Here is a 24,350-nt window from a genome sequence, read left to right as displayed (position 1 = left end):
GATTCGGACCTGACCCTCATGAAATACGCCGCCGTACTTCTGCTCAGCCTGCTGGCGCTCGTGGCCCACGCCGCGCAACCCGGCGACACCCTCGCGCCCTGGACATTGCTCGATCAGTACGACCAGCCCTACAGCCTGGGGGCCGATACCCGGGTCCTGCTGGTCGCCCGCGACATGGACGGTGCCAAGCTGGTCAACGCGGCCCTGGCCGAACAGCCCAAAGGCTACCTGGAGGCGCGGCATGCGGTGTTCGTCGCGGATATCCAGCGCATGCCGGCGCTGATCAGCAAGCTGTTCGCCATCCCGGCCATGCGTGACTACAGCTACCGCGTGCTGCTCGACCGCGAAGGCCGGGTCGCCAGCCGCTATGCCGGGGACGAAGGCAAGGTGCTGTGGCTGGCGCTGGATAACGGCGTGGTGGCAGCGCGCAACAGCTACGCCGATGCCGATGCCTTGAAGGCTGCGTTGGACCAGGCTGGCCGCTGAACCGGCCTGCCCGGTAGCTCAGACGAAGGCCTGGCGCAGCAGTTGCGGCAGCACCTCACCCGCCTTGCCGGGCAACATGAACGCCCGCGGGTGCTCGCAGGGCACGGGCTGCGGATTGACATGCACCACCGTTGCCCCCGCCGCCAGTGCCATGCGAGGTATCGAGGCCGCCGGCTGTACCAGGCCTGAGGTGCCTACCGACAGCAGTACATCGCACTGCTGCGCGGCGGCGAATGCCTGCTCCAGTACAGCCTCGGGCAACATCTCGCCAAACCACACCACACCGGGGCGCAGAGGCCCGGCGCAGCAAGCGCAGCGCGGTGGTTCCATACGGCAGCCGTGAGCGGCCTCCTCGGGCAGTGCCACGGGCTCATCCGCCGGGCGCGCGCAGTCCAGGCAGCGAAAGGCATCCAGCCGCCCATGCAGGTGCAGCACGGCGCGGCTGCCGGCGCGTTCGTGCAGGTCGTCGACGTTCTGCGTTACCAGGGTCAGCTTCGGCACCTGCGCGGCCAGCGCGGCGATGGCCAGGTGACCCGCGTTGGGAGCGGCCTTGGCGATCCCGGCGCGGCGCATCTGGTACCAGCCCCAGACCAGCGCCGGGTCGGCGCGAAAGCCCTCGGCGCTGGCCAGCTGCGCCGGATCGAAGCGCGCCCACAGGCCGGTCAGCTTGTCGCGAAACGTGGCTATGCCACTTTCCGCGGACACCCCGGCACCGGTGAACACAACCACGTGGCGGGCCTGGGCAAGCAGCGTCGGATCGAATGGCATGAGGGCTCCCATGGTGCGGTGCAGGGCGGTCGGTCACTGTGCCAGTGGGTCGCGGGCCGGACAAGATCCGAGTGAACCCTCGGCGCGCGTGGCAACCCAAGCCAGTACAGCCAATAGGAGAAGACTCATGGAAATCGGAACAATCTGGTTCGTTGTCGCGCTCGTCGTCATCCTCCTGGAAATCTGGGCCATCTGGCACATCATCGGCAGTGATCGGCGCGCCGAGCGCAAGATGCTGTGGGTGGTGTTCGTCGTTTATGCACCGTTTCCGGGCTTGTTGTTCTGGGCCTGGCGTGGGCCGCGCGCGGTGAAGGGCAGGGCGGTGTTGCAGGAAAAATAGGCGCCGATCAAGGTGTGGCAGGCGGGGCTTGACCTCGACTTAACCTGAGGTTTGATACTCGGCCGCTCTTTCCATCGATGGAGCGCTAACATGACCCAGCCAGCCGCCTTTGCCCTGAGCAACCCCGAAGGCCTCTACGACCCCAGCGGCAATGCCTATTCCCACGTCGCCGAGGTACGCGCCGGCAGCCGCCTGCTGTATATCGCCGGCCAGGGCGGCGAGGACCTGCAGGGCAAGTTGTCGGCACGTTTCGACGAGCAGGCGCGCCAGGCCCTGGTGAACCTGAAGATCGCCCTGGCTTCCCGTGGGGCAACGCTTGAGCACGTGTGCAAGCTCACCCTGCTGGTGGTCGACCATTCCGAGGCGCGGCTGCGCCAGTGGGTGGCTGAGGCCGAGCGTGCCTGGGGCGGCAGGATGACCCCGACCTGCACCTTGATCCCGGTCCCGCGCCTGGCGCTGGACGGCATGCTGGTGGAAGTGGACGCGGTGGCGGCCTTGCCGCAGGGGTGACAGAACCCGTATCCATCGTCGTGGCGACGCGCCGCGAGGATGGATGCGACGCCGCCCCGCTGCAAACACCTGAGCGCCCAGGTAGACTCGCGCTCCCGCATTCATCGAGCCTGTACCATGACCCTCCCCGTCGACCTGCTCCAGACCGGCCCCGAGCATGCCGACCTGGTGCGCAACCTCTACCAGTTCTACGCCTACGAGTCTTCTGGCTGGGAGCAGGAAGATGTCGAGGCGGATGGGCGCTTCTACCTCCATGAGCCACACTTCACCCGCTACTGGCAAACCCCGGGCTGGAGCGCCAGCCTGATACTGGTGGACGGTTTCATCGCCGGCTTCCTGCTCATCGAGCGCAGTGAACTGCCCGGCATCGACGCCTGGGAGCTGGCCGACCTGTTCGTGCTCAAGAAATATCGCCGCCAGGGCGTGGGCCTGGCGGTAGCGCGGCGCACGCTGTGCGAGGGTCAAGGCGACTGGTTGGTGCGGTGCTACGGCGAGGATGCCCCGGCCCTGGCGTTCTGTCAGGCGGTACTGGCCGACCTGCCACGGCCAGTGCAGGAGATTGCCCTGGATGACGAGCCGTCGCTGCGCAATTTCCTGGTGACCCCGCGATTGCACTGAAGGACTGCGGGTCGAGCGCCAGCATGCTTTGTGCTCTCGCTGCCAGCGAAGATCGCTGGCGTTGACGGACATGTGCGAAAGTGGCCGATCAGCGAACGGAATGTACTGATTGGACCACAATGCTTTGTCCACCCTGTGGCTTCTCTTCTAGAATCCGCCCATGCCTGGGCGTCATGCCGGGGCAATCGCCCGAGAGCCCCATGAGTTCCAGTACACCGTTGTCCGGAGTCAACCAGCCACTGCGCGGTATCGCCCTGGTGGTCGTGGCCACCTTCCTGTTCGCCAGCCACGACGCTTTGTCGAAATTCCTCGGCGGGATCTATCCGATCATCATGGTGGTGTGGGTCCGTTACCTGGTGCACACCTTGCTGATGGCCGGGATCTTCCTGCCCAAGGCCGGCCTGGCGGTACTGCGCACCCGCCGACCGTTGTTGCAGACCTTGCGTGCGCTGAGCCTGCTCAGCACCAGCCTGCTGTTTACCGCCGGGCTGCAATACCTGCCGCTGGCGGAGGCGACCTCGGTCAACTTCCTCGCTCCGGTGCTGGTCACCGCATTGTCGGTGCCGCTGCTCGGGGAGCGGGTGAGCGCGGGGCAGTGGCTGGCGGTGGTCATGGGCTTCGTCGGCGTGCTGGTGGTGGTGCACCCGGGCGGGGCGATGTTCACCCCGGCAATCCTGTTCCCCTTCGGTTCGGCCCTGGGCTTTTGCTTCTACCAGTTGCTGACGCGCAAGCTGGCGGCCCATGACAGCCCGACCACCAGCAACTTCTACGCGGGCTTATGTAACACCCTGATCATGACAGCGCTGGTGCCGTTCTTCTGGCAGACGCCGCAGTGGCCGCATATACCGCTGATGCTGGCGCTGGGCGGTTGCGGGATGACCGCCCACCTGCTGCTGACCCAGGCGTTCCGCCACGCTGCGCCGGCGTTGCTGGCGCCGTTCAGCTATTGCCAGATCGTGTTCGCCGGGTTGCTGGGCCTGGTGGTGTTCGGGCAGGTGCCGGACGGTACGAGCCTGGTGGGCATCGCGGTGATCTGCCTCAGCGGGCTGGGGGCAGCCTGGATGCAGCGGCGGCGTTGAACGGCCCTTAACCCGCGCGTCCTTCGTGCTGTTTGCGGTATGCCCCCGGCTGCACCCCGATGGCCTTGGCGAACGCCCGGGTGAATGCCGCCACCGACTGATACCCCGCCTGCGCGCCTACCTGCTCGACGGTATTGCCAGCCTTGAGCAACTGGCAGGCATGGCGCATGCGCAGCGCCAGCAGCACTTGCCCGGGGGATTGCCCAGCCAGTTCGTTGAAGCGCTTGAAGAACGCCGAGCGCGACAGCCCCGCGCAGGCCGCCATGGCCTCTAGCGTCCAGGCCTGGCCTGGCGCCTCGATCAAGCGCTCCAGCAACCCGGCGAAGGCCGGCTGGCGGGCGAGGGCGACCAGCCCTCCCAGTGCCTGGCCGTCATGCACCTGCTGGCGCAGCACGTAGAGAAACAGCAGGTGGGTCAGGCGCTCCAGCAGCGCCTGCGAGGGTTGCGGGCGGCGGCACTCCTCGAGGATCAGCCCGAACAGCGCCCGCGCCGCGCTGCCGGCCGGATCGCTGGCGCGCAGCAGGATCCAGTCCGCCAGCCCGTCGACGATCAATGACGACAACCCCGACTGAAAGTGGAAGAAACCGCATACCAGCCCCACGCCGTCCCCGGCTTCCATGTCCAGCGCCCGCATGCTCCGGCGCGGCTGGGCACAGGCGTTGGCGGCATCCTCGTCGCCGGACAACCGATAGGCCAGGTCACGCAAGAGGAACACCGCGTCGCCGCTTTCCAGGCGCAGCGGCTGCGCCTGGCCGTCGATGTGCAGCCAGCAATGGCCCTGCACCACCAGGTGGAAGCTGGCCCGGCCCAGGCCTTGGGTGCTGGCGTGCCAGCCGCCGCAGTAGCGGCCCACATGGAACAGGCTGGCATCGAGCTCCAGGCTCTCTAATAACCAATCGACGAGGGGGCTGGAAGAAATCATCTAATGCAAGGACTCTGGAGCAAGGAAAGACGACTGATGAATATGGATGCTACTTCTTATAACCAACAGACTGTAGCGACCTACATCAAAGGAGACCACTCCAATGTCCGCGCGCATCACTCTACACAGCCTGCAGACCGCTCCGGAAGCCGCCCGCCCGTTCCTCGAGAACGCGCAGAAGAACTCCGGCTTCATCCCCAACCTGCTGGGCATCCTGGCCAACGCCCCGGCGGCGCTGGAAACCTACGTCACCGTTTCGGCGCTCAACGGCAAGTCCGAGCTGACCCTGGCCGAGCGCGAAGTGGTGCAGCTGATCGCCGCCACCCAGCACGGTTGCGACTTCTGTGTCGCCGGCCACACCGCGGTGGCCCTGAACAAGGCCAAGCTGCCTCAGGAAGTGGTCGATGCCCTGCGTGCCCGCGGCGAACTGCCCGACGCCCGCTACGAGACCCTGGCCGCGTTCGCCCGTGAAGTGATCGCCACCCGTGGCAACGTCAGCGACGCCACCTACCAGGTCTTCCGTGAAGCCGGTTTCAGCGAAGGCAACGCGCTGGAAGTGATTCTCGGTATCAGCCTCGCAACCCTGTGCAACTTTGCTAATGTGTTCGCCCAGACGCCGCTCAACGACGAGCTCGGCAAATACCGCTGGCAGCCTTCGGCCTGACCGAGGCCTGATGCCGGCGCGCCCGGCGTTTCAAAAGGAGTTAGGGACATGCTTGACCATGCATTTCGACAATGGCTGGATGCCAATGCCGAGGCCATTGACCAGGGCCAGTGCGATCCGCACCTGGTGCTGGCGCAGATCGCCGAGTCGCAGTTGCTGCGCGTCGGCGTCGACCCGGCCCTGGGTGGCACGGGCGGCGACGTCAGCGAGGCGGTCGAGGCCATCGCCGCCATCGCCAGCCGGTCGCTGGCCGCGGCCTTCGTCTGCTGGGGCCAGCGCGCCTTCATCGAATACCTGCTGCAAAGCCCCAACCGGGAGCTGTGCAAACGGCTGATGCCCGACCTGCTCAAGGGCGAACTTGCCGGGGCCACCGGCCTGTCCAATGCCATGAAGTTCCTCTCTGGCATCGAGGCCTTGCAGGTGCGTGGCCGCCTTGCGGCCGATGGCTGGAACCTCGAAGGCCGGCTGCATTGGGTGACCAACCTGCGCAAGCGCGGTTTCGTGGTGGCGGCGGCTATTGAGGATGACGCCGGCGGCGCGCCGTTCGTGGTCGCCATACCCTCCAACGCGCCGGGCCTGGAGCGTTCCGACGATCTGCAACTGATGGGCCTGCAGTCGAGCAACACCGCGGCGCTGGCGTTCCACCAGGTGCCACTGGCCCGCGACTGGCTGCTGCATGACAACGCCCGCGAGTTCCTGCCCAAGGTACGCCCGGCGTTCCTGGCGCTGCAGTGCGGCATGGCCATGGGCCTGGCCCGGCGCGCGCTGGATGAAGTGCAGGAACACCTGCAAGGCCGTGGCTCGTTCCTCGAAGAGGCCCGCCAGGTGCTCAAGGAACGCCTGGAGAATACTGTCGGCGAGCTCAAGCAGGGGCTGCTCGACGGGCGCTTCCAGGGCCAACCGGCCGCCTTGTTCAAGTTGCGCATCACCCTCGCCGAATGCGCCGCCGATGCCGTGCAGCTGGAGCTTCAGGCCAGCGGTGGCAAGGCCTACCTGACGGCCTATGGTGAAGGCTTCGCCCGGCGTTGGCGCGAGTCGGCGTTCGTGCCGATCGTCACCCCGAGCCTGGTGCAGCTGCGCGCCGAACTGCAACGCCAGGCGGCCAGCGCATGACCGAAGTGCTGCTCGAAGCCTGTGAGATCAGCCTGGGCTACCCGCGCGACGATGGCTGGCAGGCGGTGCTGGAGCAGTTCGACCTGGCGCTGGCGCCCGGCGAGGTGGTAACCATCCTTGGCCCAAGCGGGGTCGGCAAGTCCAGCCTGTTGCGCGTACTGGCCGGGCTGCAACAGCCCCGTGGCGGTAGCGTGCACCTGCGCGGCGAGCCACTGCAGGGCCCGCACCCGCGCCTTGCGGTGGCGTTCCAGGACCCAAGCCTGCTGCCCTGGCTGAGCCTGGAAAAGAACGTCGCCTTCGGCCTCGACTTCGCCCGCCAGCCTAAGCTGGCGGCGGCCGAGCGGCGTGCACGGATCGACCACGCCATCGACGCGGTGGGCCTGGCCCATGCCCGTGGGCAGTACCCGGCGCAACTGTCCGGCGGCATGGCCCAGCGCACCGCGCTGGCCCGCTGCCTGGCGCGCCAACCCGAGGTGCTGTTGCTGGACGAGCCGTTCGGCGCGCTGGACGAGGTGACCCGCGCCGACATGCAGCAACTGCTGCTGCAACTGATCGCCACCCACAACACCGCCGCCGTGCTGATCACCCACGACATCGACGAAGCCCTGCTGTTGTCCGACCGCGTGCTGCTACTGGGCAACCACCCGGCGCGCACCCTCGGTCAGTGGCACATCGACCTGCCGCAGCCGCGGGCGCAGCGGGTCGAGGAGCTGGGCGCACTGCGTATCGAAATCCTCAAAACCCTTCGGCGGGCAAGCCGCACAGCCGAACCCACCCCATCCCCCTTGCCCTCGGAGGCTGTCCATGTGCATGGATGACTGCTGTTCCACCACGTCCCGTCGCGATTTTCTCAAGTTGAGCGCCATGCTCACCGCCGCCGGCGCCGTGCCGTTGCTGTCGAGCCTGCAGGCCCGCGCCGCCGCCGAGCCGGACGCGCCGGTGCGCATCGGCTACCTGCCGATCACCGATGCCACGCCACTGCTGGTGGCGCACAACAACGGCCTGTTCGAGGCCGAGGGCATCAAGGCCGAGCGCCCGGTGTTGCTGCGCAGCTGGGCACAGGTGATCGAGGCGTTCATCTCCGGGCAGGTCAACGTCATCCACCTGCTGTCGCCGATGACCGTGTGGGCGCGCTACGGCAGCAAGGTGCCAGCCAAGGTCGTGGCCTGGAACCACGTCGGCGGCTCGGGCCTGACCGTGGCCCCGGACATCACCGATATGAAGCAGCTCGGCGGCAAGACCGTGGCCATTCCGTTCTGGTACTCGATCCACAACGTGGTGCTGCAGCAGATGCTCACCGACAACGGCCTGAAGCCTGTGTCCAAGCCCGCCACCGCGCAGCTGGCGGACAACGAAGTCAACCTGCTGGTGCTGCCGCCTTCGGACATGCCGCCGGCCCTGGCCAGCAAGCGCATCGCCGGCTATATCGTCGCCGAACCGTTCAACGCCCTGGCCGAGAACCTCAAGGTCGGCCGCGTGCAGCGCTTCACCGGGGACGTCTGGCGCAACCACGCCTGCTGCGTGGTGTTCATGCACGAGCATGATCTGAACAATCGCCCGGAGTGGTCGCAGAAGGTGGTCAACGCCATCGTCAAGGCCCAGCACTGGACCCGCGAGCACCGTGCCGAGGCCGCGGCGTTGCTGTCCAAGGCCGGCCCCAACAAGTACACCCCGCACGAACCGGCGGTGCTGACCAAGGTGCTGGCGCCATCGGCCGATGACCGTGCCGGCTACATCGCCAGTGGCGCGATCCAGCACCAACAGTGGGACGAGAAGCGCATCGACTTCCAGCCTTATCCGTTCCCCAGCTACACCGAGGAGTTGGTCAAGCGCCTGAAGAACACCCTGATCGTCGGCGAGAGCGATTTCCTTGCCGCTCTCGATCCGGCCCAGACTGCCCGCGACCTGGTGGACGATCGCTTCGTGCGCAACGCCATCGCCGCGGTGGGTGGCCCGGCGGCGTTCGGCATTGCCGAGAATTTCCAGCGTAGCGAGGAGTTCGCGGTCTGATGCGCAGGCATTTCGTGCATGGCGCCCTGGGCCTGGCGGGCCTGGCGGCGCTGCTGTTGCTGTGGTGGGCGGGGGTGCGCCTGTTCGGTGCCGCCGATGGCCTGTCGGCGCGCTTCGCGCCCCAGGCCACGTTGCAAAGCCTGATCGAGCTGCTGGGGCAGGGTGAGGTCTACGGGCATATCTGGGTGAGCCTCGAGCGTATCCTCATTGGCCTGCTGCTGGCGCTGCTGATTGGTGTGCCGTTGGGCCTGCTGGTGGGCAGCTATCGCCACCTGGAGGCGGCGACCACGCCGGCATTCCAGTTCCTGCGCATGATCTCGCCGCTGTCGTGGATGCCGGTGGTGGTGATGCTGATGGGCGTGGGCGACCAGCCGATCTACTTCCTGCTGGCCTTCGCCGCGCTGTGGCCGATCCTGCTCAACACCGCCGCCGGGGTGCGCCAGCTCGACCCGCGCTGGCTGCAGTTGAGCCGCAGCCTCAGCGCCACGCGCTGGGAGACGTTGTGCAAGGTGATCATCCCCGGGGTGATCGGCCATGTGCTGACCGGCGTGCGCCTGGCCATCGGCATCCTGTGGATCGTGCTGGTGCCGTGCGAAATGCTCGGGGTGAGTGCCGGGCTTGGCTATTTCATCCTCGACACCCGCGACCGCCTGGCCTATTCGGAGCTGATGGCGATGGTGCTGCTGATCGGCGCACTGGGGTTCATGCTCGATGCCTTGGCGCGGGCGCTGCATCGACGTTGGGTGCATGCCTGAACAAAGAAGGCGCGTATAGCGAATCCTGGCGCGGATCTATGGGGGCGGCGTAGCGCAGCGCCCACAAAGTTCGCGTTCAATCTTGGTATCAAGCGCATCCCTGCGCCTGAGCTGGTCAGAAGCTGTACTTGGCGGTCAGCATCAGGTTGCGCGGATCGCCAAAGGTGTCGCCCCCGTAGTTCACCGAGCTGGAAATCGACGAGTAGTACTTCCTGTCGAACACGTTGTTGGCATTGAGCTGCAGGTCCAGGTGCTGGTTGACAGCGTAGCCGGCCATCAGGTCGGTCACCGCGTAGGCACCTTGCTCAAGGCGGTAGCGGCCGCCATCGGCCACGCTGAAGTCGTTGTACATGCGGCTCTGCCAGGTGACGCCGCCACCGACGCGCAGTTTTTCCAGCGGGCCCTGGAAGCGGTAGGTGGTGAACAGCTTGAGCTGGTGCTCGGGGGTGTCGGAGGACAGCGGCTTGTTGACGTTGGCGGGGTTCTTGGCGTCCTTGATGGTGTGCACGCGGGCGTAGGTGTAGCCGGCACCGATCTGCCATTGCTCGGTCAGCGCGCCTTGCACCTCGAAGTCGATACCCTGGCTGCGCACCTCACCGGAGGCTTCGTAGCAGGTGAACTGGCCCGCTCGGCAGACGCTCTTGTCGTCCACCTCGACCGCGCGGTTCTCCTGGTCGATGCGGAACACGGCAAGGCTGGCATTGAGCGCGCCATCGAAGTATTCACCCTTGATGCCTACCTCGTAGTTCTTGCCTTCGATCGGCCGTACCGGCGTGCCGCTGCTGTCCTGGCTGTCCTGTGGCTGGAAGATATCGGTATAGCTGGCGTAGACCGAGTGGTGTTGGTCCAGCTCGTAGATCAGGCCGGCATAGCGGGTGACGTTGCGGGTCACTTTGTAGTCGCCATCGTTGCTGCCGCGCTTGTCGTAGTCGTACCAGTCCAGGCGCCCACCGAGGATCAGCTTGAGCGGGTCGGCCAGGCTCAGGCGAGTGGTGGTGTACACGCCTTCCTGGTTGATCAGGTAGCGGCTGCTGCTGGTGTGCAGGAAGTCGGGCTTGCCGCCGTCGATGGGGTAGTCCATGTCGTAGGGGCTGTAGTTGCGCTCGCTCATGTCGTAGATGCGCTTGCTGGCGCCGACCACCAGTTCGTGGGTGCGCCCGAATGCCTCGAACGGGCCGCTGGCGAAGGTGTCCAGGCCCAGTTGGTTCTCGTCGTGGGCCGACTGGTAGACCGTTCGGCTCAGCGGCTTGGCCAGGTCCCAGCGCGACTGGTAGGAGCCGCGGAACAGCGCGTTCTGCTCACTGTAGGTGGCGTTGACCTGCAGCTTCCAGTCATTGGCCAGGCGCTGGCGCACCTCGGCGAACAGGGTATTGATCTCCTGGTCCTTTACCTCCCAGTCGGTGGCCGGGTTGTAGGAGCGTGGCAGGTCCAGGTGATGACCGTCGAGGGCGGTGGGGATCGCGCCCCAGAACACGTTGGTCTTGTCCTTCTGGTGGGAGAGGCCGAGGGTGAGGGTGGTGTCTTCGCTCAGGTCGGCCTCGGTGATCGCGTAGAACAGCCCGTGGTCCTCCTGCTGGCCGTCACGGAAGCCGTTGGCGTCCTGGTACGAGGCCACCACGCGGCCGCGCAGGGTGCCGCTGTCGTTGAGCGGGCTGGAGGCGTCCAGTTCGCCGCGGTAGTTGTCCCAACTGCCGGCGGCGCCGGTGAGGGTGACTTTCTGCTCCGCCAGCGGGCGCTTGCGCACCAGGTTGATCGCCGCCGAGGGCGTGCCGGAACCGGTGACCAGGCCGGTGGCGCCGCGTACCACTTCCACCCGGTCGAACATCGCCAGGTTCGGCTGCGCACCGACCACCCAGCCGGTGTAGGCGCTGGGGATGCCGTCGTACATGATGTTGTCGACGTCGAAGCCACGGGCCTTGTAGGTCTGCCGGCCTGGGCCGTTGGACTGGTTGAGGAACAGGCCCGGGGTGTACCTGGCCACGTCGTTGATGCTGGTCATGCCCTGGTCGTCCATGCGCTGGCGGGTGATCACCGTTACCGCCTGGGGCGTTTCGCGCATGGTCAGCGGCAACTTGGTGGCGGTGGACATGGCACCGGTGGTGTACGACTTCGATCCCTCGGTGGTGCTGCCCAGGCTGCTGTCGTCAATAGCCGTGGCGCCCAGCTCGATCACGGCAGGTGCCTGTTCGGCTGCCAGTGCGGGCGTGACGGTCGCCATGCAGATGGCCATGGCCAGCAGGTTGCGGGTTGGCGCGAAACGGTGGGTCAAGGGAAGCGATGACATGCCGAGCTTTATCCTTATTACTAGTGCTTATGAGAACGATTAGCAATAAGTATGTCGGGATTGCCCGGTCAAGAACAGGGTGGATGCATTGGAAATGATGAAATTTTCACAATTTTCTATTCGAATGGATTGTTTCTCCGGCTTTCGTGGCTACCGGTCCGCGCTACCTGGGCCAATCCGTTTACCTTGTTGTCGACCTATTTCCAGCGCTTGGCCATCGCGTTGCTTGCCGTGCCGTGCCTGGCCCACCAGCTCGGGGATCAGCGGCCCCTCGGGCAGATGACGCCAGAAGCGTCCGGGCAGATGCTGGCGTAGAGCGCCGGGGTTGAGCCGGGCAGGGTTGAAGGTGTGCCGGTAGTAGGCCAGCCACAGTTCGGCCCCGGGGTCGTCGGCGTTGCGCGCCCATTGCCGCCAGTCTTCCGGGCATTGGCGACGGTAGTCCAGTTGCGCGCCGTCGTAGCGGATGCCGTCGTGGGGCGTGGCGATCAGCCAGCGCTGGCGGCCCAGGCGTTCGGCGAAATGCCCGCTGGCGCTGTCGAGGATGTCATGCGCGGGTTCGTGGTAGGCCACCAGGTCCAGTTGCAGCTGCTCGGCCAGCGTCTCGGGCAGTGGCACGAAGCGCACGAAGGCATGCAGATGGTGAGCCTCGCGTCCGACCTGGCGGATGCGCCGTTGCAACTCGCTGCCCAGGCGGTCGCCGGCCAGCATCGCGGTGCGATCGCCATGGGCGACGCGCCAGAGCACCTCGTACAACAGGTTCCAGCGCTGCTCGCCGCGGTAGCGCCCGGCCTGTTCCAGCTGGGCCAGCAGCGCCGCTGGCACGCGGGCGTGGAACGGGCCGGGACCTGCGGGCAGGGGCGTGGGCACGGCCAGCAAGTCATCCATCCAGGTCTGGCCCCAGGTCACCGTGGCCGGGTCGATGCCGTGGCCGAGCAGTTGGCGGGCCTGGTCGCGCCAGGTGGCGAAGTCATCGCCGCACTCCAGCGCGATCATCCCCACAGCCCCATCTGCACGGGCGCCTGAGGTTCACGCAGGCGGGCCCGAAGCAGGCCGCTGCGCAGCTCGGCCTGGGCCGGGCGGTAGTCACTGGTGACGATGAACGGGCGGGCCTTCTCCAGCACGCAGCGCAACTGGATCAGGTCGTCGTAGCGGATGCGCCGCTCCCGGCGCAGGGCGACCAGGCGCTGCACGCTGCGCAGGCCGATACCGGGGATGCGCGCCAGCAACGCCGGCTCGGCGCGGTTGACGTCGAGCGGGAAGACCTCGCGGTTGGCCAGCGCCCAGGCCAGCTTGGGGTCGATGTCCAGGGCCAGGTTGCCGGTCTCGCCCAGCAGTTCGCCGGCCTTGTAGCCGTAACCGCGCAGGAGGAAGTCGGCCTGGTACAGGCGGTGTTCGCGCAGCAGCGGCGGTGCGGCCAGGGGCACGCTGGAGGGGCTGTCGGGGATCGGGCTGAAGGCGGAGTAATAGACCCGTTTGAGGCCATAGCCCTGGTACAGCGACTCGGCGTTGCGCAGCAAGGTGCTGTCGTCGGTGGCGTCGGCGCCGACGATGACCTGAGTGCTCTGCCCGGCGGGGGTGAAGCGTGGTGCCCGTGGTTCGCCGGCGACGGCCTGCTGGCCGTGGTGGATCACGCCCATGGCCTGGCGGATGGTGCTGGCGCGCTTTTCCGGGGCCAGGCGCTGAAGGCTGGCGTCGGTGGGCAGTTCGATGTTCACGCTCAGCCGATCGGCCAGGCGCCCGGCCTCCTCGATCAGCAGCGGGTCGGCGTCGGGGATGGTTTTGAGGTGGATGTAGCCGCGAAAGGCATGCTCTTCGCGCAGCAGGCGCGCCACCCGGATCAGTTGCTCCATGGTGTAGTCGGCCGAGCGGATGATGCCTGAGCTGAGGAACAGGCCGCTGATGCAGTTGCGCCGGTAGAAATCCAGGGTCAGGCGCACCACCTCCTCGGGGCTGAAGCGTGCCCGGGGCACGTTGCTGGAGCGGCGGTTGACGCAGTACTGGCAGTCGTACAGGCAGAAGTTGGTCAGCAGCACCTTGAGCAGCGACACGCAGCGGCCATCGGGGGTGTAGCTGTGGCAGATGCCCATGCCATCGGTGGCGCCGAGGCCGTCGCGGCCGCGCGAGCTGCGCTTGGGCGCGCCGCTGCTGGCGCAGGACGCGTCGTACTTGGCTGCGTCGGCGAGGATGCCGAGTTTGGCGATGAGTTGCATGGGGTGGTCCACTGAATACTGAATATTCATACAGTATTTCGGGATTAGCCTGATGGCAAGCCTTTGCCAATGGCTTCTGATCCGCCAGGCGCTGCCCCGTCGCCTGTGGGACACCCAAACGTTCGATTACAGAATTGTAATCTTCACGCCACCCCCCAGATAACCAAGGCTCCCTAAAGTCCCTCGCCAAAGCATTCCGCCGCTTGTCGACGAGGACTTCCGCCGTGCCCATCCCCCGCAAGATCGCCTTGCTCTGCCTGTTGCTGGCCGGCCCTGCCGGCGCCCAGGGCCTGAGCCTGGACCAGGCGCTCGACGCCGCCTTTGCCCAGAACCCGGACTTCGCCGCCATCGGCCGTGAGATCGGCATCGCCGAAGGCGAGCGCCGCCAGGCCGGGCTGATCCCCAACCCCGAGCTGTCCTGGGAGGTCGAGGACACCCGCCGCGACACCAGTACCACCACCGTGACCCTCAGCCAGGCCCTGGAGCTGGGCGGCAAGCGCGGTGCGCGGATCGAGGTCGCCGAGGCCGGTCAGGCGGTCGCCCGCCTGGAACTCGAGCGCCAGCGCAACAGCCTGCGCGCCGATGTGATCCAGGCTTTCCATGCCGCCTTGCGGGCGCAGACCGCGCTGGAGTTGGCGCAGCAGTCACAGGCGCTGACCGAACGTGGCCTGCGGGTGGTGGAGGGGCGGGTGCGCGCGGGGCAGTCCTCGCCAGTGGAGGCCACCCGCGCCCAGGTGCAGTTGGCCCAGGCCGAGGCGGCGGTGCGCCGGGCGCGAACCGAACGCACGGTGGCCAATCAAGCCCTGGCGCGGCTGACCGGCAGCGCCGAGGCCCGCTTCGACCGACTCGACGCCAGCTCGCTCTCGCCAGGCCCGGCGCCCAAGGCCGAACGCCTGCTGGCCACGGTCGAGCAGACCGCCGAATGGCGCCTGGCCGCGGCGCAGATCGAGCGTGGCGATGCCAGCCTGGGCTCCGAGAAGGCCCAGCGCATCCCCAACCTGACCGTGAGCCTGGGCAGCCAGTACAGCCGTGAGGAGCGTGAGCGGGTCAATGTGGTGGGGTTGTCCATGCCGCTGCCGCTGTTCGACCGCAACCAGGGCAACGTACTGGCCGCCGCGCGCCGCGCTGACCAGGCCCGCGATCTGCGCAACGCCGTCGAACTGCGCCTGCGCAGCGAAACCCGCAGTGCCCTGGAGCAGTGGGGCACGGCCATGGGCGAGGTGCAGGCGTATGACCGCACCATCCTGCCCGCCGCCCAGCAGGCGGTGGACACCGCCACCCGAGGTTTCGAGATGGGCAAGTTCGCCTTCCTCGATGTGCTCGATGCCCAGCGCACGCTGATCGAGGCGCGGGGCTTGTATCTCGAAGCGCTGGCCCAGGCGACTGATGCCCGGGCACAGGTGGAGCGGATCTACGGCGAGCTTTGAGCCTCGTCCCGTCGCGGGGCAGGCCCTGAACTGCAACGACTTTTCCAGCAGGAGCAACAATGACCAACCCACGCAAGCTCGCCATCCTCGCCGCCGCCCTGGCCGTTATCGGCCTCGGTGGCGCGGCCTGGACCGGCACCCTTGGCAAGGCCGGCGGCGGCCAGGCCCAACACGACGACCACGGCGAAGCCGGCCATGGCCATGACGAAGAGAAGGACGACGGACACGGCCACGGCGAGTCCGCAGGCGAGGGGCATGGCGAGGAGGAGGGCCAACTGCACCTGACTGCCGAGCAGATCCGGGCCGCCGGTGTGCAGCTGGCCACCGCCGGCCCGCGCACCTTGGGCACTGCCATCAATTTCCCTGGCGAAATCCGTTTCGACGAAGACCGCACCGCCCATGTAGTACCACGGGTTCCTGGGGTGGTCGAGTCGGTGCAGGCCGAGCTGGGCCAGGCGGTCAAACGCGGCCAGGTGCTGGCGGTGATCGCCAGCCAGCAGATCTCTGAGCTGCGCAGCGAACAGCAGGCTGCGCAACGGCGCCTGGAGCTGGCGCGATTGACCTTCGAGCGTGAAAAACAGTTGTGGCAGGAGCGCATCAGCGCCGAGCAGGACTACCTGCTGGCCCGACAGGCGCTGCAGGAGGCCGAGATCGCCGCCGCCAACGCCGGGCAGAAGGTCGCCGCGGTGGCGCCGGCCGGCAAGGGCAACCGCTACGAGCTGCGCGCACCGTTCGACGCGATGGTAGTGGAAAAGCACCTGACCGTGGGCGAGGTGGTGGACGAGACCAGCAATGCCTTCACGCTATCCGACCTGAGCCGGGTCTGGGCCACCTTCGCCGTGGCCCCGCGCGACCTGGACAAGGTGGTCAGTGGCCGTGGCGTGACCGTCAGCGCGCCGGATCTCGGCGCCCAGGTGGAGGGCAAGGTCAACTACGTCGGCAGCCTGCTTGGCGAGCAGAACCGCGCCGCTACCGTGCGCGCCACCCTGGCAAACCCCAATGGCGCCTGGCGCCCCGGGTTGTTCGTCAACATCGCGGTTACCGTTGAGCGCTTCGACGCCGCGGTGGTGGTGCCGGAAAGCGCCCTGCAGACCTGGGAAGAGCAGACCGTGGTGTTCGCCCGCACCGATGAAGGGTTCGCGGCCCGCCCGGTCAAGCCGGGCCGACGTGATGCCGGCCAGGTGGAGATCCGCGAAGGCCTGGCCGCCGGTACCGAGGTGGCCGCCGCCGGCAGCTTCGTCCTCAAGTCCGAGCTGGGTAAAGGCTCGGTCGAACACAGCCACTGACCGGGGACGCTTTTCATGTTCGAACGCCTGATCCAATTCGCCATCGAGCAGCGCCTGGTGGTGATGCTCGCCGTAGTGCTGATGGCCGCCGTGGGCATCCACAGCTACCAGAAGCTGCCCATCGACGCCGTGCCCGACATCACCAACGTGCAGGTGCAGATCAACACCGCGGCGCCCGGCTATTCGCCCCTGGAGACCGAGCAGCGCATCACCTTCGCCATCGAGACCGCCATGGCCGGGTTGCCGGGCCTGAAGCAGACCCGCTCGCTGTCGCGCTCGGGCTTGTCGCAGGTGACGGTGATCTTCGATGGCGGCACCGATATCTTCTTCGCCCGGCAACTGGTCAACGAGCGCCTGCAGGTGGCCCGCGAACAGTTGCCCGAGGGCATCGAGGCGGCCATGGGGCCGATCTCCACCGGCCTTGGCGAGATCTTCCTGTGGACGGTCGAGGCCAAGGAGGGCGCCGTGAAGGACGACGGCACGCCCTATACCGCCACCGACCTGCGGGTGATCCAGGACTGGATCATCAAGCCGCAGCTGCGCAATGTGCCGGGCGTGGCCGAAGTCAATAGCATCGGCGGCCATGCCAAGCAGTACCTGATCGCCCCGGAACCCAAGCGCCTGGCAGCCTACAAGCTGACCCTCAACGATCTGGTCGCCGCGCTGGAGCGCAACAACGCCAACGTCGGCGCCGGCTATATCGAACGCAACGGCGAGCAATTGCTGATCCGTGCCCCGGGCCAGGTGGCTTCGGCCGAGGACATCGCCAGCATCGTCATCTCCAGCGTCGACGGCACGCCGATCCGCGTCAGCCACGTGGCCCAGGTCGGCCTGGGCCAGGAGCTGCGCTCCGGCGCCGCCACCGAGAACGGCCGGGAAGTGGTGCTGGGCACGGTATTCATGCTGATCGGCGAGAACAGCCGCACGGTGTCCCAGGCGGTGGCGGCCAAGCTCGAGGAGATCAACCGCAGCCTGCCCAAGGGGGTGGTGGCGATCACCGTGTACGATCGCACCAACCTGGTGGAAAAGGCCATCGCCACGGTGAAGAAGAACCTCATCGAAGGCGCGATCCTGGTCATCGCGGTGTTGTTCCTGTTCCTGGGCAACATCCGCGCGGCGCTGATCACCGCCATGGTCATCCCATTGTCGATGCTGTTCACCTTCACCGGCATGTTCAGCAACAAGGTCAGTGCCAACCTGATGAGCCTGGGGGCACTGGACTTCGGCATCATCGTCGACGGCGCGGTGGTGATCGTCGAGAACGCCATCCGCCGACTGGCACATGCCCAGCAGCATCATGGCCGCATGCTGACCCGTTCCGAGCGCTTCCACGAAGTGTTTGCCGCCGCCCGCGAGGCGCGCCGGCCGCTGATCTACGGGCAGTTGATCATCATGGTGGTGTACCTGCCGATCTTTGCCCTGACCGGGGTCGAGGGCAAGATGTTCCACCCCATGGCTTTCACCGTGGTGATGGCGTTGCTGGGGGCGATGATCCTCTCGGTGACCTTTGTCCCGGCGGCCCTCGCGCTGTTCGTCACCGGCAAGGTGAAGGAAGAAGAAGGCGTGGTCATGCGCGCTGCCCGCCGCCGTTACGCCCCGGTGCTGGAGTGGGTGCTGGGCCGGCGCAACCTGGCCTTTGCCGGCGCCGCGACCCTGGTGCTGCTGTCCGGCTTGCTGGCCAGCCGCATGGGCAGCGAGTTCATCCCCAGCCTCAGCGAAGGCGACTTCGCCCTGCAGGCCCTGCGCGTGCCAGGCACCAGCCTGTCGCAGTCGGTGGACATGCAGCAGCGCCTGGAGAAGACCATCATCGAGCGGGTGCCGGAGGTGGAGCGGGTGTTCGCCCGCACGGGCACCGCCGAGATCGCCTCCGACCCGATGCCGCCGAACATTTCCGACGCCTATGTGATGCTCAAGCCGCGCGAGCAGTGGCCGGACCAGGGCAAGTCGCGTGACGCGCTGATCGCCGAGGTGCAGCAGGCGGCGGCCAGCGTGCCGGGCAGCAACTACGAGCTGTCGCAGCCAATCCAGCTGCGCTTCAACGAGCTGATTTCCGGGGTGCGCAGCGACGTGGCGGTGAAGGTGTTCGGTGATGACATGGAGGTGCTCAACCGCACCGCCGCGCAGATCGCCACCAGCTTGCAGCAAGTGACGGGGGCGTCCGAGGTGAAGGTCGAGCAGACCACAGGCCTGCCGGTGCTGACCATCGATATCGACCGCGACAAGGCCGCCCGCCACGGCTTGAACGTGGGCGATGTGCAGGATGCCATTGCCATCGCGGTGGGGGGCCGTACCGCCGGTACCCTGTACGAAGGCGACCGTCGCTTCGACATGGTGGTGCGTCTGTCCGAGGCGCTGCGCACCGATGTCGACGGGCTGTCGAGCCTGCTGATCCCGGTGCCGGCCAGTGCCGCCGCGGGCGCTGCGCAGATCGGCTTCATCCCGCTGTCCCAGGTGGCCACGCTGAACCTGCAGTTGGGTCCCAACCAGGTCAGCCGAGAGGATGGCAAGCGCGTGGTGGTGGTCAGTGCCAACGTGCGCGGGCGTGACCTCGGCTCGTTCGTCGAGGAGGCGTCGCAGACCTTGATCGACCAGGTGCAGATCCCACCGGGCTACTGGACCCGCTGGGGCGGCCAGTTCGAGCAGTTGCAATCGGCGGCCGAGCGCCTGCGCGTGGTGGTACCGGTGTCGTTGTTGCTGGTCATGGCCTTGTTGCTGATGATGTTCAACAACCTCAAGGACGGTCTGCTGGTGTTCACCGGGATTCCTTTCGCCCTCACCGGTGGCGTGCTGGCGCTGTGGCTGCGCGACATTCCGCTGTCGATCTCGGCGGGCGTGGGCTTTATCGCGCTTTCCGGGGTGGCGGTGCTCAACGGTCTGGTGATGATCGCCTTTATCCGCAACCTGCGCGAGGAAGGGCGCGGCCTGCGCGCCGCAGTCGAGGAGGGCGCCCTGACCCGTTTGCGGCCAGTGCTGATGACCGCGCTGGTGGCATCGCTCGGGTTCATCCCGATGGCTCTGGCCACTGGCACCGGTGCCGAGGTGCAGCGACCGCTGGCGACGGTGGTGATCGGCGGGATCCTGTCGTCGACGGCGCTGACCTTGCTGGTGCTGCCGGCGTTGTACCAGTGGGCGCACCGGCGCGATGAGGCCGAGACTGCGTGAACCCCTGTCGCTGGGCAAGCCCTCTCCCACGAAGGCATTCACTTCGTGGGAGCGGGCTTGCCCCGCGATGCTTTAATGCCGACGCCACAGCCAGTGGTCCAGGCTCAACCTTCCAGAACCTTTCAACAGCAGTGGCAACAACGCCACCAGGTAGATCAGCGGCAGCTTGAAGTTGCCAAACCCTTGGTCGGTGATCGCATACCCCCGCCCCAGTTCCGCCAGGCTCGACCACTGGCTCGGCCAGTGCACCGCCGCGATCGCCACCACGGTCACCACCATCAGCACCGCCGAGGCCAGGCGGGTGCCGAGCCCGAGCAGCAGGAGCAGCGGGCAGAGCAGCTCGGCCCACATCGACAGTTGCCAGTTCAGGCCCGCTGGCAGCAAATCGAACGGGAACGGAAAACTGCCTTGCAGGTCGGTGAACCAGTTGGCGCCATTGAACTTCTCCAGGCCCGATTCGAAGAACTCCCAGGCCAGGAACAGGCGCAACGGCAGGTCGGCGCTCCAGCTACCGGCCCGGTCGAGGGCCATGAACGGGCGAGTCAGGGTATTTGTCAGCATGGTGATCTCCTTGTGTCAGTGCGACAGGGCAGTGGCGGCCCGGCGTGAGCGTTGGGCCTGCTTGGCGATGAGCTTGAGGGTAATGGCGGCGAACATCAGGGCGAACGCCAGCGGGTACCAACCGCCCATGGGGACGCGCTTGTAGAACGACAGGCAGAACACCGCCGCCAGCACCCAGGTGCCGGTGCTGTGCAGGCCCTTCCACAGGCGTGGACCGAGCACGCTCATCGGTGCCTTGAACGAGGTCAGGGCCAGCAACAGGATGAACAGGTAACCCACCGAGCCCGGGATGTTCGCCACGGCGCTGCGCCCGGCCCAGAACAACTCCGGGTAGCGATGCGCAAACAGGTAGATCAGCACACCATGCACGGTGTGCGAGAAGGCGAAGGCCAGGCCCAGGTATCGCCGTTCGCGCAGCAACTGGCGGCTGGCCCAGCCGGGTAGCAGGGTGACCAGCGTCGAAGCCAGGAAGGTCAGCAGGAACAGTGCGAAGGAGCTGCGTGCCGTGGCGCGGATGGCGCTGCGCAAGCCGTCGGCACCGAGCGGATGGGTGGCGATGACCAGAGTGGTCATCAGCAGGGTCAATGCCGCGAGGGCGTGGAACAGCTTCCAGCCAGTGGGCAATGGCAATACTTTCATGGGCAAGGGTCCCGGCGTGCTTGGCGACGGCGGGGGCCGTCGCGTGGTGTGGCCGGAAGTGTGCGGGGGCGGCGTATCGGCAGTGTGTCGCGGGAGGCTGGGTTATGTATCGCTGTGTAGCGGTGCTCAGCGGGTACTGGTCAGGCGCTGCTGCGCCGCCGCGCAACCGTTGATCTCCACTGCCTTTTGCAGGTAGGCCTGGCGCTGGCGCGGGTCCAGCTCGCCCAGCAGCCGGTAGATCTCGGCCTGATAGTCACGCTGGCGCCCCCACTGCAGCTGCAGGCCTTGTGGCCTGCTGCGGTTGCACGCCAGGCGGGTGGCCGGCTGCGGATAGTAGGCGGCATACAGGGTGGCCATGCTCGGGACTGCCTCCAGGGCCTCGCGGTAGGCGGGGCTGGCATTGTAGGGTGCGCACCAGTGGGCGATAGCCAGCGCCGGTGGGGCAAAACCTTGCTTGAGGCTGGCCTCGAGCAAGGGGCAGGCAGCCTCGGCGATCTGGTTGGCGGGCAGGTAGGTGGTGTAGTACAGCGCCAGTCGATACTGGGCCACCGGGTGGCCGAGGGCGACGGATTTCTTCAGCAGCGCCACGGCCGTGGGCAGTGTGTGCGCCATGGCCTGGCCCTGGCGGCTGAGCTCAGGGTCGCCAACGGCGGTGCGCAGCGGGCTGGCGCTGTCGTCCTGGCTGTCGGCCTGCTCCAGCAGGGGCAATGCCTGGCGGTAAAGCAGGTCGGCATGCGGGTCGATGTTCACTTCCAGGGCCTGGGTGCCGACGGCGGCCAGCAGCAACGGCATCGCCACGGCCAGGCTGGCGCGATGGCTGCGACCCTGAGGGCGGGCCGGGAACGAAGGAACGTCTGGGATGGTCATGGCAGTTACGCGGTTGCCTCGGGCAAATCAGGAGCGACGACAGCGTATTCTATCCATCCGCGCCCCTTCCCCGAAAGCCCGGCGTACGGCCATCAGACCAGCTTGATTGGTGCGACCTTGCGCAGGGCCTGTCTTTCCTGGGCCAGCCCCAGCTTGGCGGTGATCACCTTGGCCAGCGCGTTATTGCCCAGGTCGTTGAAGTGCAGGCGGTCGACGAACAGGTGTTCGCTGAAGACCGGCGAGCTGCTGAGCATGCTGTTCATGTCATAGCACGGCACCGGCTCAGCCTGGTTCTTGATACGGCGAAAGAAGGCCATGTGCAGTTGGCTGTCGAAGGTGTCGCCGAGCAGGCGATCGAAATTCGACGGCTGGCGCTCAAGTTCGCCGAGCATGGCCTGTTCGGCGCTGGGCACGACCTCGCGGCACCAGGGCAGCAGCGGCTGGAGGATGAAGGTGAGGGTGGTATGGCCGTCGGCCAGCAGGCGATCCCATTGGCGCAGGGTGCGGCCGACGCAATCGGCGGCGCGGATCAGACGCTTGTCGGGACTGGACAGCGGCTCGATGTCCGGCCAGCGCGGTTGTCGCGCAGGCGCCAGAACCTGGCCCAGGCGTTGCCAGAGCGATTCGCGGCGTGCCTCGCCGGTAGCTTGCACCCCTTCGTTGAAGCGATTGAGAAAGTCCTGATAGGCCTGTGCCCGATGCGGATCCTGCGCGCCGGCCAGTACCTCGGCCAGGGCCTCCTGGGCCAGTGAGTTGAGGCCACTGAGCACCACCACATGACCGATCTGGCCAAAGCGGTGCTGGTGGGTGAGGAACATCAGCAGTTCCTGCGTGGCATTGAGCCCGCAACCGGTCAGGTTCAGCCAGATCTCGCCGGTCAGCATCGACAGGTAAGAGGCCACGGTGTGCTCGTCGGAGCTGGCGCCGATGCCCATGGCGGTGGAGCCGCCTACCAGCAGGTTGACCCGCGCCGCGCCGCCGCGTTCGGCCACCGAGAAGCGCTTGCCGGCGCAATGGCTGTAGCGCATGCCCAAAGCGTCGGTGTTGATGGTGCCGGAGCGGTAGCCGCGCTCATGCACGTACAGCGTGTGCGGTGCCCGGCGGCTGCCCAGTTGCAGGAAACGCTGGTAATCCTCTGCCAGTGGGTCGGGCGTGCCCATGCTGCCGGGGGTGGCGCTGTCGGTCGGTGTCATGGGCGCTCCTTGGTGTGAGGGCAGGCTCAGGCGGCCAGTTCCCTGATGTTGTAGGCCAGGCCGACAGCGGCAATCAGCAGCAGGGCGACACCCGAGGCCAGGCTGATCAGGCGGTTGCTGCGCGGCGAGGCGATCTTGCCGATGGCGAAGATGTAAAGGCTGAGCACGGCGAAATCGATGGCGATCCACAGCAGCGACAGCACCACCATGCTCTTGCCGAACGACTCGGTGATCTGGATGAACTGCGGGAAGAAGGCGATGAAGAAGATGATGTCCTTGGGGTTGGAGATACCGACCATGAAGCCCTGCAGCAAGCCGCCACGGCCCGGTTGCACAGCGGTTGCGGCCTGCGCGGCGCTCTCGGCCGGTACCTGCAGCGCTTCGCGCAGGGTGCCCAGGGCGATGTAGCCGATGAACAGGCAACCCAGCAGGCTCATGCCGCTGAGCCAGGTCTTGTCGATGGCCGCGCTGGTCAGGATGATCCAGGCGGCCGCGCCGATCAGTACCAGTGATGCCCAGTTGGTGCCGACCGCCGTGAACAGGGCTTTGCGCGAACCCGAGGCGGCGGCGGTATTGACGATCAGCGCCACCACCGGGCCGGGCGTGGCGATCAGCAGCAGGACGGTGAGGGCATAGGTGGCGGTCAGTGCGGTATTCACGTTCAGTTCTCGGTAGGGCGTTCAGCCATTGCGTGGGTGTGGAACGGGCAGCGCGCCGGGCTCGGCGAACCGGGCTCCTGCAGTTGGTACTGCTTCCATTCGAAGTTGTCGTCCTGGCCGAAGAAGCCAAGGGTCTCGGGCATGACGCCGTCGTTGTAGTGACGTACCCGCTCGCGGATGCGCGCACGGATGCGCTGGCCGCTCTCGGTGCTGGCGCTGGCCACTTCGTCGAAGCTCTCCCGCGGATTGATGACGAAGGCAATGTGCGGGCCCAGGTTGCGGCTTTTCATCAGGCGATGGGCGGGAAAGTTCATGTTGATGAACAGCGGCATGCCGGCGAAGCAGAATGACCAGCGTGCGTCATGTGGGTCCTGCGGGATCTCCTCGGGCCATGGCAGCGAGTCGCGGGCGTGGACCTCGCGCAGCACATCCCAGGCCAGCGCCTGCTGCGCCTCGAGCGAGGAGTCAGGGGCCGTTTCGAGAAACACCAGCAGCGGGTTTCCGATGCGCTGCTTGAGCGGGATCGGCTCGATGGTGGCGATGTAGTCGGCCAGGCCCAGGGCGATATCGTCGGCCAGCCGTGCGGCGCGAGCGAAGACGATATGGCAGGTGCGCGCCGTGACCGCCTTTCGCCCGAACAGGCAGGGGAAGTCAGGGTTGGCCAGGGTTTCCTTGAAGTGTTCTATGGTCTTGTGTGTCCAGTGGTGTCGGTTCTGGACATGTTCGTCGGCGAGCTCTAGCGCATCCAGGCGATAGCAGTTTCCATAACCCGTAAACATGATTTCCCCAGGTAGATC

At 66.8% G+C, this 24,350-nt stretch carries 24 protein-coding genes; 13 read left to right on the top strand and 11 right to left on the bottom strand.

Annotated features, from left to right (window positions below; all coding sequences use genetic code 11):
* The first annotated feature begins 18 nt into the window (after positions 1-18).
* Positions 19-486, top strand: a complete 468-nt coding sequence (locus ACZ9C1_RS08905) for an FAD/FMN-containing dehydrogenase (protein ID WP_457377795.1) — start codon at positions 19-21, stop codon at positions 484-486.
* An 18-nt stretch (positions 487-504) separates the two neighbouring features.
* Here the strand turns inward: ACZ9C1_RS08905 and ACZ9C1_RS08900 are convergent, their stop codons facing one another.
* Positions 505-1,254 (bottom strand): SIR2 family NAD-dependent protein deacylase, encoded by a 750-nt coding sequence (locus ACZ9C1_RS08900; protein WP_476253890.1) that lies wholly within the window; start codon positions 1,252-1,254, stop codon positions 505-507.
* Between the two features lie 127 nt (positions 1,255-1,381).
* Here ACZ9C1_RS08900 and ACZ9C1_RS08895 point away from each other — a divergent pair, with 127 nt between their 5' ends.
* From ACZ9C1_RS08895 to ACZ9C1_RS08880, 4 genes are all read left to right on the top strand, one after another.
* On the top strand, positions 1,382-1,594 hold the full coding sequence (locus ACZ9C1_RS08895) for a PLDc N-terminal domain-containing protein (protein ID WP_031315336.1): 213 nt from the start codon (positions 1,382-1,384) through the stop codon (positions 1,592-1,594).
* Between the two features lie 90 nt (positions 1,595-1,684).
* Positions 1,685-2,104 (top strand): RidA family protein, encoded by a 420-nt coding sequence (locus tag ACZ9C1_RS08890; RefSeq protein ID WP_102684083.1) that lies wholly within the window; start codon positions 1,685-1,687, stop codon positions 2,102-2,104.
* A gap of 117 nt (positions 2,105-2,221) precedes the next feature.
* On the top strand, positions 2,222-2,722 hold the full coding sequence (locus tag ACZ9C1_RS08885) for a GNAT family N-acetyltransferase (protein WP_457377797.1): 501 nt from the start codon (positions 2,222-2,224) through the stop codon (positions 2,720-2,722).
* 200 nt (positions 2,723-2,922) lie between these two features.
* On the top strand, positions 2,923-3,801 hold the full coding sequence (locus tag ACZ9C1_RS08880) for a DMT family transporter (protein ID WP_139670043.1): 879 nt from the start codon (positions 2,923-2,925) through the stop codon (positions 3,799-3,801).
* Between the two features lie 7 nt (positions 3,802-3,808).
* Here the strand turns inward: ACZ9C1_RS08880 and ACZ9C1_RS08875 are convergent, their stop codons facing one another.
* Positions 3,809-4,723 (bottom strand): AraC family transcriptional regulator, encoded by a 915-nt coding sequence (locus ACZ9C1_RS08875; RefSeq protein ID WP_457377798.1) that lies wholly within the window; start codon positions 4,721-4,723, stop codon positions 3,809-3,811.
* 103 nt (positions 4,724-4,826) lie between these two features.
* Here ACZ9C1_RS08875 and ACZ9C1_RS08870 point away from each other — a divergent pair, with 103 nt between their 5' ends.
* From ACZ9C1_RS08870 to ACZ9C1_RS08850, 5 genes are read left to right on the top strand one after another with little or no spacing between them, the layout of a single operon-like run.
* On the top strand, positions 4,827-5,387 hold the full coding sequence (locus ACZ9C1_RS08870; protein ID WP_277504880.1) for a carboxymuconolactone decarboxylase family protein: 561 nt from the start codon (positions 4,827-4,829) through the stop codon (positions 5,385-5,387).
* Between the two features lie 48 nt (positions 5,388-5,435).
* Positions 5,436-6,500, top strand: coding sequence for an acyl-CoA dehydrogenase family protein (locus ACZ9C1_RS08865; RefSeq protein WP_277504878.1), 1,065 nt, complete (start codon positions 5,436-5,438; stop codon positions 6,498-6,500).
* Positions 6,497-7,318 (top strand): ABC transporter ATP-binding protein, encoded by an 822-nt coding sequence (locus ACZ9C1_RS08860; protein ID WP_139670049.1) that lies wholly within the window; start codon positions 6,497-6,499, stop codon positions 7,316-7,318. The genes ACZ9C1_RS08865 and ACZ9C1_RS08860 overlap by 4 nt, the downstream gene beginning before the upstream one ends.
* Entirely contained in the window at positions 7,305-8,510 is a 1,206-nt protein-coding gene (locus ACZ9C1_RS08855) for an ABC transporter substrate-binding protein (protein WP_102684090.1), read from the top strand. Before ACZ9C1_RS08860 ends, ACZ9C1_RS08855 begins: the two co-directional genes overlap by 14 nt.
* Entirely contained in the window at positions 8,510-9,265 is a 756-nt protein-coding gene (locus ACZ9C1_RS08850) for an ABC transporter permease (RefSeq protein ID WP_102684091.1), read from the top strand. The genes ACZ9C1_RS08855 and ACZ9C1_RS08850 overlap by 1 nt, the downstream gene beginning before the upstream one ends.
* Positions 9,266-9,380: 115 nt before the next feature.
* Here ACZ9C1_RS08850 and ACZ9C1_RS08845 read toward each other — a convergent pair whose 3' ends face one another.
* From ACZ9C1_RS08845 to ACZ9C1_RS08835, 3 genes are all read right to left on the bottom strand, one after another.
* On the bottom strand, positions 9,381-11,549 hold the full coding sequence (locus ACZ9C1_RS08845) for a TonB-dependent siderophore receptor (protein ID WP_139670051.1): 2,169 nt from the start codon (positions 11,547-11,549) through the stop codon (positions 9,381-9,383).
* Between the two features lie 150 nt (positions 11,550-11,699).
* The gene (locus tag ACZ9C1_RS08840; protein ID WP_277504875.1) at positions 11,700-12,542 is read right to left on the bottom strand and encodes a TIGR03915 family putative DNA repair protein; all 843 of its coding nucleotides are present in this window, start codon (positions 12,540-12,542) and stop codon (positions 11,700-11,702) included.
* On the bottom strand, positions 12,539-13,759 hold the full coding sequence (locus ACZ9C1_RS08835) for a putative DNA modification/repair radical SAM protein (RefSeq protein WP_102684094.1): 1,221 nt from the start codon (positions 13,757-13,759) through the stop codon (positions 12,539-12,541). The genes ACZ9C1_RS08840 and ACZ9C1_RS08835 overlap by 4 nt, the downstream gene beginning before the upstream one ends.
* A gap of 224 nt (positions 13,760-13,983) precedes the next feature.
* On the opposite strand from ACZ9C1_RS08835, the gene ACZ9C1_RS08830 reads away from it, so the two are divergent.
* The 3 genes from ACZ9C1_RS08830 to ACZ9C1_RS08820 are packed head-to-tail and all read left to right on the top strand — an operon-like array spanning position 13,984 to position 19,634.
* The gene (locus ACZ9C1_RS08830) at positions 13,984-15,186 is read left to right on the top strand and encodes a TolC family protein (RefSeq protein WP_457377800.1); all 1,203 of its coding nucleotides are present in this window, start codon (positions 13,984-13,986) and stop codon (positions 15,184-15,186) included.
* A 59-nt stretch (positions 15,187-15,245) separates the two neighbouring features.
* Positions 15,246-16,472, top strand: coding sequence for an efflux RND transporter periplasmic adaptor subunit (locus ACZ9C1_RS08825; RefSeq protein ID WP_476253889.1), 1,227 nt, complete (start codon positions 15,246-15,248; stop codon positions 16,470-16,472).
* Between the two features lie 15 nt (positions 16,473-16,487).
* A complete protein-coding gene (locus tag ACZ9C1_RS08820; RefSeq protein WP_476253888.1) occupies positions 16,488-19,634 on the top strand; it encodes an efflux RND transporter permease subunit in 3,147 nt (1,048 codons plus the stop codon).
* Positions 19,635-19,706: 72 nt separating this feature from the next.
* On the opposite strand, the gene ACZ9C1_RS08815 is transcribed toward ACZ9C1_RS08820, so the two are convergent.
* The 6 genes from ACZ9C1_RS08815 to ACZ9C1_RS08790 all read right to left on the bottom strand — a co-directional run bounded on the left by ACZ9C1_RS08815 (position 19,707) and on the right by ACZ9C1_RS08790 (position 24,332).
* Positions 19,707-20,195: an HvfX family Cu-binding RiPP maturation protein gene (locus ACZ9C1_RS08815; RefSeq protein WP_139670063.1), complete on the bottom strand. Its 489-nt coding sequence runs from the start codon at positions 20,193-20,195 to the stop codon at positions 19,707-19,709.
* Between the two features lie 15 nt (positions 20,196-20,210).
* On the bottom strand, positions 20,211-20,834 hold the full coding sequence (locus ACZ9C1_RS08810) for a ferric reductase-like transmembrane domain-containing protein (protein WP_277504869.1): 624 nt from the start codon (positions 20,832-20,834) through the stop codon (positions 20,211-20,213).
* 126 nt (positions 20,835-20,960) lie between these two features.
* Positions 20,961-21,626 carry a hypothetical protein gene (locus ACZ9C1_RS08805; RefSeq protein WP_102684100.1) on the bottom strand — a complete coding sequence of 222 codons (666 nt, stop codon included), beginning with the start codon at positions 21,624-21,626 and terminating at the stop codon, positions 20,961-20,963.
* A 167-nt stretch (positions 21,627-21,793) separates the two neighbouring features.
* Complete coding sequence (locus ACZ9C1_RS08800) at positions 21,794-22,894, bottom strand: hypothetical protein (protein WP_046855073.1); 1,101 nt, start codon at positions 22,892-22,894, stop codon at positions 21,794-21,796.
* 26 nt (positions 22,895-22,920) lie between these two features.
* On the bottom strand, positions 22,921-23,553 hold the full coding sequence (locus tag ACZ9C1_RS08795; RefSeq protein ID WP_139670069.1) for a LysE family translocator: 633 nt from the start codon (positions 23,551-23,553) through the stop codon (positions 22,921-22,923).
* A gap of 2 nt (positions 23,554-23,555) precedes the next feature.
* Complete coding sequence (locus ACZ9C1_RS08790) at positions 23,556-24,332, bottom strand: YqcI/YcgG family protein (protein ID WP_476253887.1); 777 nt, start codon at positions 24,330-24,332, stop codon at positions 23,556-23,558.
* Positions 24,333-24,350 lie beyond the last annotated feature (18 nt).

It is taken from the genome of Pseudomonas sp. TE21435 (assembly GCF_056279265.1).
This window is presented reverse-complemented; position numbering and strand designations above follow the sequence as displayed.

Bases quoted from the DNA above. Each gene is read 5' to 3' on its own strand.
- ACZ9C1_RS08815 (WP_139670063.1), bottom strand. From the start codon at position 20,195: ATGCTGACAAATACCCTGACTCGCCCGTTCATGGCCCTCGACCGGGCC.
- ACZ9C1_RS08885 (WP_457377797.1), top strand. From the start codon at position 2,222: ATGACCCTCCCCGTCGACCTGCTCCAGACCGGCCCCGAGCATGCCGAC.
- ACZ9C1_RS08790 (WP_476253887.1), bottom strand. From the start codon at position 24,332: ATGTTTACGGGTTATGGAAACTGCTATCGCCTGGATGCGCTAGAGCTC.
- ACZ9C1_RS08820 (WP_476253888.1), top strand. From the start codon at position 16,488: ATGTTCGAACGCCTGATCCAATTCGCCATCGAGCAGCGCCTGGTGGTG.
- ACZ9C1_RS08810 (WP_277504869.1), bottom strand. From the start codon at position 20,834: ATGAAAGTATTGCCATTGCCCACTGGCTGGAAGCTGTTCCACGCCCTC.
- ACZ9C1_RS08875 (WP_457377798.1), bottom strand. From the start codon at position 4,723: ATGATTTCTTCCAGCCCCCTCGTCGATTGGTTATTAGAGAGCCTGGAG.
- ACZ9C1_RS08840 (WP_277504875.1), bottom strand. From the start codon at position 12,542: ATGATCGCGCTGGAGTGCGGCGATGACTTCGCCACCTGGCGCGACCAG.
- ACZ9C1_RS08865 (WP_277504878.1), top strand. From the start codon at position 5,436: ATGCTTGACCATGCATTTCGACAATGGCTGGATGCCAATGCCGAGGCC.
- ACZ9C1_RS08805 (WP_102684100.1), bottom strand. From the start codon at position 21,626: ATGCCGTTGCTGCTGGCCGCCGTCGGCACCCAGGCCCTGGAAGTGAAC.
- ACZ9C1_RS08880 (WP_139670043.1), top strand. From the start codon at position 2,923: ATGAGTTCCAGTACACCGTTGTCCGGAGTCAACCAGCCACTGCGCGGT.
- ACZ9C1_RS08825 (WP_476253889.1), top strand. From the start codon at position 15,246: ATGACCAACCCACGCAAGCTCGCCATCCTCGCCGCCGCCCTGGCCGTT.
- ACZ9C1_RS08845 (WP_139670051.1), bottom strand. From the start codon at position 11,549: ATGTCATCGCTTCCCTTGACCCACCGTTTCGCGCCAACCCGCAACCTG.
- ACZ9C1_RS08905 (WP_457377795.1), top strand. From the start codon at position 19: ATGAAATACGCCGCCGTACTTCTGCTCAGCCTGCTGGCGCTCGTGGCC.
- ACZ9C1_RS08855 (WP_102684090.1), top strand. From the start codon at position 7,305: ATGTGCATGGATGACTGCTGTTCCACCACGTCCCGTCGCGATTTTCTC.
- ACZ9C1_RS08870 (WP_277504880.1), top strand. From the start codon at position 4,827: ATGTCCGCGCGCATCACTCTACACAGCCTGCAGACCGCTCCGGAAGCC.
- ACZ9C1_RS08860 (WP_139670049.1), top strand. From the start codon at position 6,497: ATGACCGAAGTGCTGCTCGAAGCCTGTGAGATCAGCCTGGGCTACCCG.
- ACZ9C1_RS08835 (WP_102684094.1), bottom strand. From the start codon at position 13,759: ATGCAACTCATCGCCAAACTCGGCATCCTCGCCGACGCAGCCAAGTAC.
- ACZ9C1_RS08890 (WP_102684083.1), top strand. From the start codon at position 1,685: ATGACCCAGCCAGCCGCCTTTGCCCTGAGCAACCCCGAAGGCCTCTAC.
- ACZ9C1_RS08895 (WP_031315336.1), top strand. From the start codon at position 1,382: ATGGAAATCGGAACAATCTGGTTCGTTGTCGCGCTCGTCGTCATCCTC.
- ACZ9C1_RS08800 (WP_046855073.1), bottom strand. From the start codon at position 22,894: ATGACACCGACCGACAGCGCCACCCCCGGCAGCATGGGCACGCCCGAC.
- ACZ9C1_RS08850 (WP_102684091.1), top strand. From the start codon at position 8,510: ATGCGCAGGCATTTCGTGCATGGCGCCCTGGGCCTGGCGGGCCTGGCG.
- ACZ9C1_RS08900 (WP_476253890.1), bottom strand. From the start codon at position 1,254: ATGCCATTCGATCCGACGCTGCTTGCCCAGGCCCGCCACGTGGTTGTG.